The following is a 13,726-nucleotide window of genomic DNA, read 5'->3' as shown; positions in this document are numbered from 1 at the left end:
CGGAGATGGATCTCCGTGGTAACCCGGAGCCGGGGCGGCCTTCGCGGACTTACTCTGACGACATGCGGTGGCCGCGATGGGCGACGCTCGGCCTCTTCCTGCTCGTCCTGACGATGGCAGCGGGGAGCGGCTCATTGCTGCTCACCCACCCTGCCGGCGAGCACACCGCCCGCAACTTCATCGCCCTCGGCGCCGTCAGCATGGCAATCGCTGTCCTAGGTCTGCTCATCAACCGCAAGGCGCCTGACAACCTGGTCGGCCTACTTCTCACCTGGGTAGGCACAATCGCCATGTTCCTGGCGGCCCGCGACGTCTACTACGCGATCGTCGCCGCGGCCGGTGTGCCGGGCGCCGTTCCGCCGACCTCCGGTGTGGTGGCCGACGGAGCCGTGCTCCCGTTCGACAGTCGCGTCGTCGCGCTGCTCGACGAGAGCGGGTGGTGGCTCTTCGTTGCGGTTGCTCTGCTCCTCCTCCATTTCCCCGACGGGTTACTCTCCGGCCGTCGCTGGCGGACGGTAGCGGTGAGCCTGGTGGTGCTCGGGTTCGCCCAGCAAGGTTTCGGAGCCGTCGCTACGATCCCGTTCCCAGCGCCATTGCAGGATCTCCCCAGACCCTTCGGCCGGCCACCCCTGGCGATCCGTGCGCTCAGCGAGGTCGTCTTCGCCTTGATGCTGGCGCTCTTCATCGCGGCCGCGATCTCACTCTTCGTGCGCTTCCGCCGGTCCACCGGTCGCGTGCGGGCCCAACTCAAATGGCTCTCACTCGCCGGCCTCGCCGTCGTCACGTACCCGTTCGTCTGCCTCACCGAGATCGTCCTCACCGGCGATACGGCCTCGGTCTCGACGGTCTTCGGCATCGCCACCCTGATCGCCCTGCCCGCCTCGGTTGCGGTCGCCATGCTCCGCCACGACCTGTACGACGTGGACCGGGTGGTCGCCGACACGGTCACCTACGCGATCGTCATGGTCGTTCTGCTCGGTACGTACGCCGTGACCGCGCTGACCCTGGGACTCTTCCTGGGCAAGGGATCTGCCACCGCCGCCGCGATCGCCACCGCGGCCTGCGCACTCGTCCTCGCACCCCTGCGCGCACGCCTGCAACGCTTCGTCGACCGCCGCCTCTACCCGCCCCGCCGGGCCGCATTGCTGGCCATCGAGGATCTCCAGCGCCGGATCCACACGGATCAGGCCCAGCCGGAGGAGCTAGAGAAGTCGCTGCAGACTGCGTTGCGGGACCCAACGCTCCGGGTCGGACTGCTGGTGCCTGGCGCCTCGGGTTTCATCGACGCCAAGGGCCGTCCGGTCGGGGTCAGCGGTGGCGTGCCGGTGATGCTCGGCGGCGTTCAGATCGGATTGCTGGAAGGCGAGACCGGTCCAGCCGTACTCCGCGCTGTCGCGACCAGCGCCGCAAGTCTCGTCGAGGTCAGTCGCCTGCGAGCCGAATTGGCCGGAGCACTGCGTGAGGTGGAAGCCAGCCGCACCCGACTCGTCCAGGCCGGCGACCAGGAACGCCGACGGCTCGAACGCGATCTCCACGACGGTGCTCAGCAGCGACTCGTCTCGCTCGGCATGGCCATGCGGCTGGCGCAGCGCCACCTCGACGACGGGACGGTCGACGTGAACGGGCTGCTCGACCAGGGTGTCGCTGAGCTGGCGACGGCGATCGCCGAGCTTCGGCAGATCGCGCACGGGCTGCGGCCGACCAGCCTCGACGACGGGTTGCACGCGGCGCTGGCGGCGATCACGCAGACGTTGCCGATCCCCGTCCAGCTGCACATCGGGCCTGGGGAGTTGCCGGACGACCTGGCGACGACGGCGTACTTCGTGGCCGCCGAGGCGGTCGCCAACGCGGCGAAGTACTCGCGCGCGACGTCGATCGCAGTACGGGTGGCGCAGTCGGCTGGCGATGTGAGGATTCGGGTCGAGGACGACGGGTGTGGGGGTGCGATCCCGCGGCCTGGTTCGGGGCTGAGTGGGTTGGTGGATCGCGTCGCGGCGGTCGGCGGGTCGTTGTCGATGAACAGTCCGGCTGGGCGCGGTACGACGATCGAGGCGGTGCTGCCGTGCGGATCGTGATCGGGGAGGATTCGGCGCTGTTCCGTGAAGGACTCGCACGGTTGCTCGACGATGCCGGGCATGAGGTGGTCGGGCGGGCCGGCGACGCGGTGAGTCTGTTGACGGTGGTGGCGGAGACCTCGCCGGATCTCGCGGTGATCGACATTCGGATGCCACCGGACCACACCGATGACGGGGCTCGGGCGGCGCGGCAGCTCAGGACGTCGTACCCATCGCTCGGGATCGTCTTGTTGTCGCAGCATGTGGAGACGCGGCATTCGGTGGAGCTGGTGAGCACTGGCGGGTTCGGGTATCTGCTCAAGGATCGGGTGCTGGACGTCGATCAGTTCCTGGATGCGTTGGCGCGGGTCGCCGCAGGGGGTTCGGCGTTGGATCCTGAGGTGGTCGGGCGGCTGCTGGGGCGGGCGGATCGCCTTGCCGCGTTGACGCCGCGGGAGAAGGAGGTGCTCGCGTTGATGGCCGAGGGGTGTACCAACGCGGGAGTCGGCCGCCGGCTGTGGCTCAACGAGCGGACCGTGGAGACGCACGTCGCGAGCATCATGAGCAAGCTCGGGTTGTACTCGAATGCCGAACACAACCGCCGCGTCCTCGCAGTACTGGCATATCTTGGCCAGAACTGACCGAACGGATGTGCTGAATGCGAATCGCTGTCTTCCACCCCGGCGCAATGGGTTCCCAACTGGCCGCGCAATTGGTTGCCGCAGGCCACGAAGTGCGATGGGTGCCGGACGGCCGCAGCCAGGCATCGGTCGAGCGCGCCGAGGCCGCCGGCTTGATCGGTACTACGTTCGCTGACGCGATCGCGACCGCCGACGCCGTTCTCTGTTCCTGTGCACCCCAGGGCGCCGTCGACGTCGCGCGCCTGGTGGGAGAAGCAGGCTTCGCCGGAATCTACATCGAGGCCAACCCCCTCTCCCCGAAGTCCCTCCAAGCAGCCCAAGACGCATTGCCAGACGCAACCTTCGTCGACGCCGGCGTAGTCGGCCCACCACCGACCGGCGGCCCGAGCCCGACCCACCTGATGCTCTCCGGCCCAGCCGCCGCCGCAGCCGCTGACCTCTGGGCAGAAACTGCGGTGACTCCGATGGTCGTAGGAGATACCGTTGGAGCCGCGTCGGCGGCGAAGTCGGCGTACGCGCTTTACAACAAGGGAAAAGCCGCCCTCGCGGTACTGGCCTTCCAGCTCGCCGAGAAGCATGGCGTCACCGACGCGCTGACGGCCCAGCAGGTGCGCGCGGACGCCGGGTCGTTGAAGGATCCGGGGTTGCCCGACGCGCTGCGGAGCGTGGCGTGGCGGTGGGGACCCGAGTTCGACGAGTTGGGGGAGACGCTGGACGCCGCCGGCCTAGAAGGCGACGCCGCACGAGCCCTCCGCAAAGTCTGGAGCAGACTTGATGAGTGATGAGTTCTACTCGCACGCGAGGCTGTACGACCTGATGTTCCCGGGCGGCGGGCCGGCCGTCGACTTCTACCGGGCCGAGGCCGACCGGCAAGGCGGGAGCGTACTGGAACTCGGCTGCGGTACCGGACAGAAGCTGATCCCGATCGCAGCCGATGGGCATCCGTGCGTAGGCCTGGACTTCTCCTCGGACATGCTGGCCGAGGCTCAGCGGAAGGCGGACGGGCGCGGTGTAGCGATCGAATGGATCCAGGGCGACATGCGGTCCTTCGACCTGGGCCGCACCTTCGACTTCGTCTACATCACCGCCAATTCCCTGCTGCATCTGCAGGAGGCCGATGATCTGGTGAGCTGCTTCCAGTCGGTACGCCGACACCTGGTGCCCGGAGCACGGCTGGTCTTCGATGTCTTCAACCCGAGCGTGCAATTGCTGGCCGAGGCCGACGGCGTACGGCGTACCCGGGAGACGTTGTCGTTCGAGGATCCTGACCGCGGCAAGGTCAGCGTCGATGTCGCCGAGACCTACGACGCGGCCGCGCAGGTCACCCGCGGGACCTGGTACCTCTCAACCGACGCCGAGCCGGACTTCGTCGTCGCGCCCCTCGAGATCAGGAGCATCTTCCCGCAAGAGCTACCACTACTCGTCTCCCTCGGCGGCCTTCAGTTGGTCGAGCGCTTCGGTGATTGGTCCGGCCGGCCATTTACCGCGGATTCGCAGGTTCAGCTCTGCAGTTGCGAATCTGCGACGACTCGGCCGCCTACTTCGGCGTACGACGGCGGACCGGGCTGAGCGAGGACGAGCGAGCCGTTGCCGTGGTGGATGGTGAGGCGGCGGCCGAGGGCGGCGGCGAGGCGCATCGAGGCTGAACCGCAGGCCTCGTCTTCGGGGATGCCGAAGCGGCGGCCGAAGACGCGGACCCGGACGGTGCCCGCCTGCTCGTTCTCCCAGGCCCAGAGCTGAGTCGCGTCCTGCTCCGGGGCGAGTGGGCCGGTGAGCTGGTCGACGGCCTCGGGGGAGTCGAGGCGCTCGTGCCACCACGGCGGTGCTGAGGCGAGAGGGCCGCGGACCCAGACGTCGTCGCCTTCCTGCCAGGTGGGTACTTCGCCGGCCGGAGGCCGCAGTACGGCGGGCGCCTTGCCCAGCTCGCGAGTGAGCACCCACGCCGCGCCAACCGACGGATGACCGGCGAACGGCAGCTCGACCGCCGGGGTGTAGATCTTGAAGTCGGCCCGCTCGAGATCGTCGAAGAAGATCGTCTCGGGGTAGCCCAGCTCAGCCGCAAGCTTCTGCCGGTCGCCTGGGTCAGCGATCGAGGCGCCGTCGAGCACCACCCCGAGCTTGTTCCCGAAATTGCCGGCCGGATCCGCGAACACCCGCACCACCTGCACGTCAGTCATACAGCTGACGTTATCTGAGGCGGCGTGCGACGGTCGGGTCTACTGGGCCGTTGTGGAGGAGGGCGGCCAGGGCTTCTACGCCGTCGACCAGGCGGGGGCCGGGGCGGGCGAAGCAGCCGTTGGCGTCTACGGCCCAGACTGGTACTCCGGTCGGCAGGTGGCCTTGGTCGAGTAGCTCTTGGGTGAGGGCGCTTGCGGCGTCGAGGTCGAAGCCGCAGGGGGCCGAGACGATCACCTCCGGGTGAGCAGCCTCGATGGCGGGCCAGGTGGTGCGTACGGAGCGGAGGCCGGTCGTGCCGAGGACGCTGACGCCACCGGCGTACTCGATCATCTCGGGGACCCAGTGGCCGGGCGCGAACGGTGGGTCGGTCCACTCGAGCAGCATCACCCGCGTGCTGCCCTGGATGCGGACCTTCGCCAGGCGCTTGCGCAGGTCCTCGACGAAGCGGCCGGCCGGGCGGCCGATGGCGTTGCCGATCAGCTCGATCGAGTCGAACACCTCGTCGAGGTCGTGTGGGTCGGTGGTCACCACCTCGGCCTGGCAGCCGAGGTAGGACAGTGCCTCCTCGACGTCGTCGACGTCGATCGCGCAGACCTGGCAGAGATCCTGGGTGATGACGAGATCGGGGTCGAGGGCGCGCAGCGCGTCGCGGTCGAGCTTGTAGAGGTCCTCGCCAGCGGCGACGCGTTCGCGGACGGCGGTGTCGATCTGGAGCGGGGTGAGGCCTTCGGGGAGGTTGGTGGTGGAGACGATCCGCCGGGCCCGCGCCTCGGCCGGGTAGTCGCATTCGAAGGTCACGCCGAGAACGTCGTCGCCGCCTCCGAGAGCGAAACAGATCTCGGTGGCCGACGGCAGCAGAGAGACAATCCTCATTTTCACAACCCTAAGGGGTTCCGGTAGGCCGTGGAGGTGCGGCGCCGCACCTCCACGACGGATCGGGGTTAGGGCTGGACGGTGAAGGTGTAGGTCTTCTGGCCGGTGGTGACCGCGGCGCCGGCCGCCGTGGTACCGGTGGCTTCGAAGACGACGGTGTACGTGCCGGCCGCCTCGAACGCCCAGTTGGCGTGGGCGTGCGTGTTGATGGCGATCGCCCGGGTGTCCGGGAGACCGTTGCCGCTGTCGAACCAGATGGTCGGGCTGCCGAGTGAGCTGGTGGTGTAGACGCTCACGTCGGCCGGTCCGCTGACCGAGATCAGCTTCACGTTGAGCGTGTTGCCCTGCAGCGCGCCACTGGGCACGCCCTCGGTGTTGAAGCCCGGCCAGACGATGTTACTCACCTGGGTCTGCGGCAGGATCCAGACGGCGCTCCCCGGCGTACCGAGGAAGCTGTACGCCGATCCGGACGGCACTGTCGTCTTACTGGCCGACACTGCGTTCAGTACTACGTCAGCCGGGTTGCGGTCGACGTTGGGGGTGACTGTGCCGTCGCGCAGGTCGAGCGTGAGGGCAGAGCCGGTCCAGTCGACGTCTACTGCGTCCACGTGCCCGGCGGAGATGGTGGTGAGGGCATGTGCGGGCAGTACCTGGAGCATGGCGACCAGCGCGGCGGTACCGGCGCCTGCGAGCACCCGGGCCTTCACTGGTTCACCTTGAAGGTGTAGGTCGCGACAGCGGAGACGGTCTTGCCGGTGGCGGCGAGCGTGCCACAGACCTTGACCTTCACCTTGTACGTGCCAGCCGCCTCGAACGCCCAGTTGGCGTGCAGGTGGCCGCCGGCGGCCGTGTTGATCCGGTCCGGGAGTCCGTTGCCGCTGTCGACCAGTACGGTCGGCGAACCGAAGGCGTCGGTGGTGAAGACGCTCAGGTCGGCCGGGCCGGTGACGTCGATGACGTCGACCTTCAGCGCGTCGTCCTTGAAGACACCGGGCTCGATCTCCTCGGCGCCGATGCCGGGCCAGAGCAGGTCGGGGTCCTGTACTTGCGGCAGGACCCAGGCGCGGCTGCCCGGCGTACCGAGGAATCCGTACTGCGGGTTGTCGGGGACTGCGATCTCCGAGCCGGGCTTGGCAACCAGGTCGACTTCGGATGGCGCGTACTCGACGCCGTGCTCCTCGTCATGGATGTGCAGGTTGAAGGCGCCGTCCTCGAAGGCGATGCCGATCACGTCGACGTGACCCTGGTCGAGGGTGACATTCGGGCTGGCATCGGCCGGCAGGGACAGGCCGGTCAGCGCGAGCACCGCCGCAGCGGGCAGCGCAACGCGGTTAATTGTGCGCATGACTTTCCTTTCTTACTTGGGCAAATTTGAGGAGGCCGTGCCGGGGAGCGAACACCCAGCAGGCGATGAAGACGACGGTCGCCGTCAGCACGATCAACCCGCCGGCGGCGAGGTTGAACGCGTAGGAGAGGTAGAGCCCGACCAGGCCTGAGAACGCGCCGATCAGTGGCGCGATCAGCATCATCCGGCCGATCCGGTCGGTCAGGAGCCGGGCGCAGGCGGCTGGGGTGATCAGTAGGGCGAGGACCAGTATGTTGCCGACCGCTTGGATGGAGATGACGATGGCGATCGTCACCATGGCGTAGAGGGCCATGTCGAGCCAGAAGATGGGCAGGCCGACCGAGCGGGCCGTCTCGCGGTCGAGGCCGACGGTGACGAACTCCTTGTGGAGCGCGCCGGTGATCAGGAGCAGGACGGCGCCGGCGATCGCGACCGTGACGACATCGCCGTTGCCGATTCCTAGGACCGAGCCGAAGAGGAACGACTCGAGCGATCCGCCGTACCCGGGCGCGGTGCTCATCACCACGATGCCGAGCCCGAACGCGGCGGCGAAGAAGACGCCGATCACCGTGTCCTCCTTGAGCCGCCGGTTCTGGGAGAAGACAGCGACGGAGAGTGCGGTGATCAGGCCGGCGACGATGCCGCCGACGACCAGGCTGGTGTGCAGGACGAAGGCGATCGCGATGCCGGGGAAGACCGCGTGCGCGACCGCATCACCGATGAAGGCCATTCCGCGGAGTGCGACGTGGCTGCCGATGACGCCGCAGACGACGCCTGACATCAGTACGACGAGGAACGCGCGCTGCATGAACACGTGGTCCCACGGCTCGGTGAAGAACTCGATCATCGGGCCACCCCGAGCGTGTGCAGCAACTGCTCGGAACGCGCGACTCCGAAGGCCCTTAGCCACACGGCTGGGTCGCGTAGCTCTTCTGGCGGACCGTCGGCAATCACTGTCTCGTTGAGCAGGCACAGCCGGCTGCAGGTATCTGCTGCTGCCGGCAGATCGTGTGTCGTCATCAGAATGGCGGTGCCTTCACTGGTCAACGTCCGGAACAACCGGGTGAGAATCTCCTGCGTCGGTACGTCGAGCCCGGTGAACGGCTCGTCCAGCAACAGCAGCTTCGGCCGGAGAGCGAGTGCCCTGGCAACCAGCACCCGCTGCCGCTGCCCACCGGACAGCTCCCCGATAGGCCTGCGTTGCAGATCGACCAGGTCAACCCGCTCCAGCGCCTCGTCCACAGCTGCTTTGTCTGCTCGGCCGGGTCGTCTCAGCCAGCCGATGCGGTGGGTACGGCCGGTCATCGCGGCGGTACGGACGTCGACGGGGTAGTCCCAGACGAACTCGTGCCGCTGCGGGACGTACCCGATGCTGCCCCGCGCTTCCCGCGGCGTACGCCCGTCGATCGCGATGCTGCCCCGCGTGGTCGGCACCAGCCCAAGCAGCGCCCGCAGCAACGTCGTCTTCCCGGCCCCGTTGGGCCCGATCAGCCCAACTTGCTCGCCCCGCCCAACCAGTAGATCCACGTCATGCAGCACCTGCCGCCCTGCAAGCTCAACAGCAACCCCACCAAGGCGCAGCACGCCCTGGCTCGCCTGCTGGTCGGCGTCGGCCTTCGGCCGCGCTGGGTCACGCCGGCTGTTCATGCGGTCGCTCGCTTCCGGCGTACAAGCAGACGTACGGCGAAGCCAACGCCGACCGCCAGCAGCACGGCGAACCCAGCCACAGCAACGTCCCGCCCGCGTCCTCCGCCGGCTGAACTCGATGGGGCCTGCTCGTCGATCGTTGTCGTCTTGAAAGCGTCTCGGGCATCGCCGGGGCCGGCGTGCAGGCGGAGAGGTCGGCGGTCGGTGACTGTGGTGCCGTCGGTGAGGTTGGCTGTCATGGTGATGTCGAGGAGGTAGGTACCAGCGGCGGAGAACGTCCAATTGCCGTGGACGTGGGTGTTGACGTCGATACCGGTCTCCTGCGGGTACGGCTTGCGGCTGTCGAAGACCGGGGCGGGCTTGCCGAAGTCCGAGTTGAGGAAGAGCGTGAACGTGCCCGGACCGTCGACACCGTTGAGCTTCCAGGTGACCTCACGGTCGACGCGCTTGGCGACCTCGGGATCCTGCGTGTTCCAGCCCGGCCAGACGACGCCCGGCTGCTGCACCTGCGGGATCACCCAGATCTTCTGACCTGTCTTGCCCAGAAACGCATAGGCCGGATCTGCGGGCACCGACAGCTCAGCCTTGCCGGTCGCCTGGACGACGACGTTCTCCAGCGGCCGCCAGACGACCGGATCCGCGGTGTCGTCGCGCAACTGGATCGTCCACTTGCCGTCCACGAACCGCGGTCCGAGATCGACGTGCCCGTCCGCGATCACCACCTGCGCGTCAGGGGGCGCCGGCGCGGCCGCCATCGAGGTAATTGCTAGCGGCAACAAAAACAACGGTGTCATCGAGATTCCCCCAGGCAGAGCAGCAGCTCGTCGGCGTTGTGCCGCATCATCGCGACGTAGGACCGGGCGTGTTCGTCGAACGAATCGCCGTAGATCGAGCACACCCGGACGCCGTTGTCGCGGGCGACCTGGGTCAGCACGGACGCGCGCTGCGCCAGGTTCGGCTCGGTGAAGACGGCAGGCACCTTCAGGTTGCGGATCGTCTCGGACAGCCTGCGCACCTGATCGACGCTCGGCTCCTGCGCCGGATTCGGTACGACGAACCCGGCGACCTTCAGCTGGTACGCCGAAGCCAGGTACCCGAACGCGTCATGCGTGGTGATCAGCTGCCGCCGGTCGGCCGGAATCTTCGCCAGCTGCGACCGGACGTACTCGTCCAGCTCGTCGAGCTCACGCAGGTACGCGTCGGTGTTGGTCTTGTAGGTGGGTGCCGATTGCGGATCGACCTCGATCAACGTGTCGCGAATCAACTGCACGTAGGCCTTCGCGTTGGCCACGTCCTCCCACAGATGCGGGTCGATCTCGCCGTGCACGTGCTTGCCGAGCACCGCCTGCGGGAGCTGATGGATCTGCGCCCCCGCCTTGCCGAGGAACGCGAACCGCGGATCGTCCGGCACGGTCTCGAGCGCCTTGCCGGGCACATCGATGACGACCCGGCCGGCCGGTACTACGGATTGCGCCGCGCCGACGCGCTGCGCATCGGAGTACGCGTAGACCTGGCCGCTGTCGAGGTCGACGGTGAGGTCGGTGTGCCCGTCGTCGAGCACTGTCGCTTTGCCGCCGTCGGCCGGTTCGACCTGGTGCGGTTCGACGCCGACCGCGAAGGTGAAGGTGCCCTTGCCGAGTGGTCGGCCGTTGTCGAGCCTGCCTTCGAGGGTGAGGTGGTAGACGCCGGGTTTGGTGAACGCCCAGTTGAGATGGGTATGGGCGGCGGGCGGGAGCGTCGTACTGTCGGCTGGGTTGCTCGAATCGAAGTACAGGTCAGGTTGGCCGAGGGACTCGGTGAGGTAGGCGACGAGCTTGCCCGGTCCGTCGATCTTGGTGGCGGTGAGGTGGATCGATGAGGTGCGGGTGGCGCCGCGCGCTTTGCCGGTACCGCGTACGCGCAGGCCGAGCCAGAGCACGTCGAGCCCGATGTCCTCGACGAGCGGGATCACGTGCGCGCCGTACGACTCAGCCGCCTCCGCGAGCGAGATGTTGGGTGCGTCCTTCGGGGCGTTCGCGTCGATCGTCTTGATGAGCGACTGCGGTTCCAGCAGCAGGTGATTGGTGAAGGTGACGTCAGCTCTGGCGACCCGCTTGGCATCCGCGGGCGTCGGCTCGTACGAATGCGGATCCCCACCGGCCGGCACCAGTGAGGTGGCGGACACCTGATCCCCACCAACCCGCTGCACCAGGTCAGCCAAAATCTCAGTCGTCGTCACCACATCGACCTTGCCGCCGGCTCCAGGCGCGCTTCCCGCGCACCCAGCAGCCGCCAGTACTACGAACACAACCACCGCGGCGCTGACCTGCCTGCCGCGCCTCACGCGTCACCCCGACGGCGACGAGTAGCAACCAGAGTCACAACCCCGATCACCAACAAGGTCACGCCCGCACCAATCCACGCAGGCCCAACCTCAGCCCCCGTAGAAGCCAACCGGCATCCCTCCACAACACCCCGGGAAGGCGAAACCCCAGCAACCCCGGTGCGACTCCCCGCCGGCCCCGCCGCATCAAGCCCCGCCCGATCCGGCGACGTCGCCTCAGTCAGCACGCTCGCTCGTAGCTGCGACCCCGCAGCAAGCACCGCCCGATCCGGCTCCGTCGCACCAACCAGCACGTTCGCCCGCGCCCGCGATGCTGGATCAACCAGCCCGCCCGCTCGCACGGGCACCGCGCTCGCGGCCTGCACCGAACCCTGGCTACCTGGCTCCGCCGCATCAACCGCGGTATCGGGGCTGCCCATGCCGGCCGCGAAGTCTCCGCCGCCTACGCGGTGCGTTGCATCTGCTGCAGCTGCACCGCCCGCGGACGCGGCGGTGCTTGTCGTACTCGCGCCATCCGTGCCGCCGACGGCAGCTGCGCCGCTCGCGCTGGTGGTGTGGGCGACTGCGGGGTGGGCGCCGCTGGAGGCGTTGGAGGGGGTGGTGGGGACTACGAAGGTGAGCGTGGAGGTGGTGGTGGAGTGGGTGCCGGTGGTGAGGGTGGCTGAGTGGGTGAAGGTTGCTTGGTAGGTGCCTGGTTTGGTGAAGGACCAGTTGCCGTGGGCGTGGGTGCCGAGGGGGATTTTGTAGGTGTCGGGGAGGCCGTCCCGGCTGTTGAAGATGATTTTGGGTTGGCCGAAGGAGTCGAACTCGAAGACGGCGATGGTGCCGGGGCCGGTGACCTTGGTCAGGCGCCAGTCGACTGGGGTGGAGAGCTGGGAGCTGGTGAGCTCTTCGGTGTTCCAGCCGAGCCAGATTACGCCGTCCTTCTGGGTTTGGGGGATCTGCCAGAGGGGGGAGCCGGCCGGGCCGAGGAAGTTGAAGGCGCCGCCGGGGGCGTGGGTGGCTGAGGCTGGGGTGAGTTTGATGGTGACGGATGAGGGGTCGCGCCAGATGGGGGTGCCGGGTTTGGTGCCGTCCTTTATGCGGGAGTTCAGATGGCCGTTTTCGAGGCGTACTGCGTAGTCGGCGTGGCCGTTGTCGAGGGTGGTTCTGGTGGGGTTGGCAGGGTTTGTCGGGCCGGTGGTTGAGGGGTTTGTGGGGCTGGGTGAGTTGGTTGTGCCGGGTGGGTTGGTTTGTGCGGTTGTGGGGTTGCTCTGGGTGGTCGGGTTGGTTGGTGGGGTGCTGGTGGTTGGGCAGGGCGGGAGGGAGCCGGGTGGCGGGTTGCTGTTGTTGAGGTTCGGCGGGGAATCGCTTGTCGCGTGCTCCTCATCGCCGCCGGAAAAAGCAGAAGAGCGCGGAGGCTGCGAGAGGGGAGTGGTTGGGGTGGGGGTCGAGGTCGGGGGTGTGCTGGGCGGGCGCGTGCTGGGCGGGGCCGACGGGGGTGTGGTGGGCGCCGGAGTGGGTGTGGCGGTGCGGGTCGAGGTGGGCGCCGGAGTGGGCGTGGTGGTGCGGGTTGAGGTGGGCGTCGGAGCGGTCGGTCCAGTCGGTCCCGTCGGTCCGGTCGGGGTCGGGGTGGTTCGGCCGGGGGCGGTTGGGGTGGGGTGTTCTGGTCCGGTGGGGGTCGGGTGGCCTGGGCCGGTTGGTGTGGCGGTGGGGGTGTTGGAAGGGGTCGAGGTGGTCGGCGGGGTGCCCGGTGGGGTGGTGGGCGTGCCGGGAGTACTGGGTGGGGTGGTGGGCGTGCTGGGTGGGGTGTAGGGGCCTATTACGAAGGTGTAGGTGGTGGGGGTGGAGGCGATTGGGGTGCCGGTTGTGGTGGTGGCGGTGGCTTGGAAAGTTAGGTGGTAGGTGCCTAGGGCGGTGAAGGACCAGTTGGCGTGGACGTGGCGGCCTACTGGTTGGTGGAGGGTTCGGAGGGTGGGGTCGGCGGCGGAGAAGAGGCGTTGGGCGGTGCCGGTGAAGTCGTCGTAGTTGAAGAAGATCTCTACGTTTCCTGGGCCGGATGCCGACAGGAGGGTTAGGTCTACGGCATCGCCGGCGAGGGTGCCGGGGGTGATGGTTTCGGTGTCCCAGCCGGGCCAGATCAGGTCGGGGTCCTGGGATTCGGGGGCGATCCAGACCGGGTCGCCGGGTTTGCCGAGGAAGGCGAAGGCGGGGAGGTCGGGGAGTTCGACCCGGGCGGACGCCTTGTCCTCGAGGTTGAAGATCAGATTCGCGGGATCCGCCTCGCGGTACTCGCCCAGGCCGATCCGGGTGCTCAGCCGCAGTACCGATCCGTCGTACGTCGTGTGCAGAGCGTCCGTATGGACCGCCCGCAACACCTCCGGCGCCCCGCCCGCATAGGAACGCAACGGCTGCAGCGCCATGCCCAGCGCGAGAGCGAGCACCAGGAGCGCCGCGCCAGTTGCCAGCAAGCCTGCGCGGAGACCGGCGGAGAGCGGGCCGGGGCGACGGCGGGCGCGCAGGAGGGTGCTGAGTTGGGTTCGGAGGCGGGTGGGCAGGGGGGAGCGAGGGTGAGTGGCGGTCACGGGAGGAACTTAACTGATCTGACAATCATTTTCAGTAAGCGATGCCGAAACTGCCCCGGACGGCGCCCGAAAGTCGTCACGATCCAGAGGGAACAAAGTCA

At 68.1% G+C, this 13,726-nt stretch carries 13 protein-coding genes; 4 read left to right on the top strand and 9 right to left on the bottom strand.

Features of this window, described 5'->3' with window-relative positions:
* The first annotated feature begins 62 nt into the window (after nt 1-62).
* The 4 genes from ABD116_RS22390 to ABD116_RS22375 are packed head-to-tail and all read left to right on the top strand — an operon-like array spanning nt 63 to nt 4,264.
* The gene (locus ABD116_RS22390; protein WP_343973431.1) at nt 63-2,075 is read left to right on the top strand and encodes a sensor histidine kinase; all 2,013 of its coding nucleotides are present in this window, start codon (nt 63-65) and stop codon (nt 2,073-2,075) included.
* Complete coding sequence (locus tag ABD116_RS22385) at nt 2,063-2,695, top strand: response regulator transcription factor (RefSeq protein WP_343973429.1); 633 nt, start codon at nt 2,063-2,065, stop codon at nt 2,693-2,695. Before ABD116_RS22390 ends, ABD116_RS22385 begins: the two co-directional genes overlap by 13 nt.
* A 17-nt stretch (nt 2,696-2,712) precedes the next feature.
* A complete protein-coding gene (locus ABD116_RS22380; protein WP_343973426.1) occupies nt 2,713-3,477 on the top strand; it encodes an NAD(P)-binding domain-containing protein in 765 nt (254 codons plus the stop codon).
* Nucleotides 3,470-4,264 carry a class I SAM-dependent methyltransferase gene (locus ABD116_RS22375; RefSeq protein ID WP_343973423.1) on the top strand — a complete coding sequence of 265 codons (795 nt, stop codon included), beginning with the start codon at nt 3,470-3,472 and terminating at the stop codon, nt 4,262-4,264. Before ABD116_RS22380 ends, ABD116_RS22375 begins: the two co-directional genes overlap by 8 nt.
* On the opposite strand, the gene ABD116_RS22370 is transcribed toward ABD116_RS22375, so the two are convergent.
* From ABD116_RS22370 to ABD116_RS22330, 9 genes are all read right to left on the bottom strand, one after another.
* Nucleotides 4,195-4,872, bottom strand: a complete 678-nt coding sequence (locus tag ABD116_RS22370; protein ID WP_343973420.1) for a PhzF family phenazine biosynthesis protein — start codon at nt 4,870-4,872, stop codon at nt 4,195-4,197. The two genes, ABD116_RS22375 and ABD116_RS22370, sit on opposite strands and share 70 nt — an antisense overlap.
* Nucleotides 4,873-4,882: 10 nt before the next feature.
* On the bottom strand, nt 4,883-5,746 hold the full coding sequence (locus ABD116_RS22365) for a cobalamin-binding protein (protein WP_343973417.1): 864 nt from the start codon (nt 5,744-5,746) through the stop codon (nt 4,883-4,885).
* Between the two features lie 68 nt (nt 5,747-5,814).
* Nucleotides 5,815-6,453: a choice-of-anchor M domain-containing protein gene (locus tag ABD116_RS22360; protein ID WP_343973414.1), complete on the bottom strand. Its 639-nt coding sequence runs from the start codon at nt 6,451-6,453 to the stop codon at nt 5,815-5,817.
* Nucleotides 6,450-7,091 carry a choice-of-anchor M domain-containing protein gene (locus ABD116_RS22355; protein ID WP_343973411.1) on the bottom strand — a complete coding sequence of 214 codons (642 nt, stop codon included), beginning with the start codon at nt 7,089-7,091 and terminating at the stop codon, nt 6,450-6,452. The genes ABD116_RS22360 and ABD116_RS22355 overlap by 4 nt, the downstream gene beginning before the upstream one ends.
* A complete protein-coding gene (locus tag ABD116_RS22350; protein WP_343973408.1) occupies nt 7,078-7,938 on the bottom strand; it encodes an anchored repeat-type ABC transporter permease subunit in 861 nt (286 codons plus the stop codon). The genes ABD116_RS22355 and ABD116_RS22350 overlap by 14 nt, the downstream gene beginning before the upstream one ends.
* Nucleotides 7,935-8,738, bottom strand: a complete 804-nt coding sequence (locus ABD116_RS22345; protein WP_343973405.1) for an anchored repeat-type ABC transporter ATP-binding subunit — start codon at nt 8,736-8,738, stop codon at nt 7,935-7,937. Before ABD116_RS22345 ends, ABD116_RS22350 begins: the two co-directional genes overlap by 4 nt.
* Nucleotides 8,735-9,532: a TIGR03773 family transporter-associated surface protein gene (locus tag ABD116_RS22340; RefSeq protein ID WP_343973403.1), complete on the bottom strand. Its 798-nt coding sequence runs from the start codon at nt 9,530-9,532 to the stop codon at nt 8,735-8,737. The genes ABD116_RS22345 and ABD116_RS22340 overlap by 4 nt, the downstream gene beginning before the upstream one ends.
* Nucleotides 9,529-11,025, bottom strand: coding sequence for an anchored repeat ABC transporter, substrate-binding protein (locus ABD116_RS22335; RefSeq protein ID WP_425552120.1), 1,497 nt, complete (start codon nt 11,023-11,025; stop codon nt 9,529-9,531). The genes ABD116_RS22340 and ABD116_RS22335 overlap by 4 nt, the downstream gene beginning before the upstream one ends.
* Nucleotides 11,026-11,057: 32 nt before the next feature.
* Entirely contained in the window at nt 11,058-13,625 is a 2,568-nt protein-coding gene (locus ABD116_RS22330; protein ID WP_343973400.1) for a TIGR03773 family transporter-associated surface protein, read from the bottom strand.
* Between the last annotated feature and the right edge of the window lie 101 nt (nt 13,626-13,726).

The sequence above is a fragment of the Kribbella koreensis genome (genome assembly GCF_039525325.1).
GTDB classification, from domain to species: Bacteria; Actinomycetota; Actinomycetes; order Propionibacteriales; family Kribbellaceae; genus Kribbella; species Kribbella koreensis.
Note: the sequence above shows the minus strand (reverse complement) of the source record. Positions and strands in the feature narration are given on the sequence as shown.

Coding starts and splice junctions, on each gene's coding strand:
- ABD116_RS22390 (WP_343973431.1), top strand. CDS start 63: ATGCGGTGGCCGCGATGGGCGACGCTCGGCCTCTTCCTGCTCGTCCTG.
- ABD116_RS22380 (WP_343973426.1), top strand. CDS start 2,713: ATGCGAATCGCTGTCTTCCACCCCGGCGCAATGGGTTCCCAACTGGCC.
- ABD116_RS22375 (WP_343973423.1), top strand. CDS start 3,470: ATGAGTGATGAGTTCTACTCGCACGCGAGGCTGTACGACCTGATGTTC.
- ABD116_RS22370 (WP_343973420.1), bottom strand. CDS start 4,872: ATGACTGACGTGCAGGTGGTGCGGGTGTTCGCGGATCCGGCCGGCAAT.
- ABD116_RS22365 (WP_343973417.1), bottom strand. CDS start 5,746: ATGAGGATTGTCTCTCTGCTGCCGTCGGCCACCGAGATCTGTTTCGCT.
- ABD116_RS22355 (WP_343973411.1), bottom strand. CDS start 7,091: ATGCGCACAATTAACCGCGTTGCGCTGCCCGCTGCGGCGGTGCTCGCG.
- ABD116_RS22350 (WP_343973408.1), bottom strand. CDS start 7,938: ATGATCGAGTTCTTCACCGAGCCGTGGGACCACGTGTTCATGCAGCGC.
- ABD116_RS22345 (WP_343973405.1), bottom strand. CDS start 8,738: ATGAACAGCCGGCGTGACCCAGCGCGGCCGAAGGCCGACGCCGACCAG.
- ABD116_RS22340 (WP_343973403.1), bottom strand. CDS start 9,532: ATGACACCGTTGTTTTTGTTGCCGCTAGCAATTACCTCGATGGCGGCC.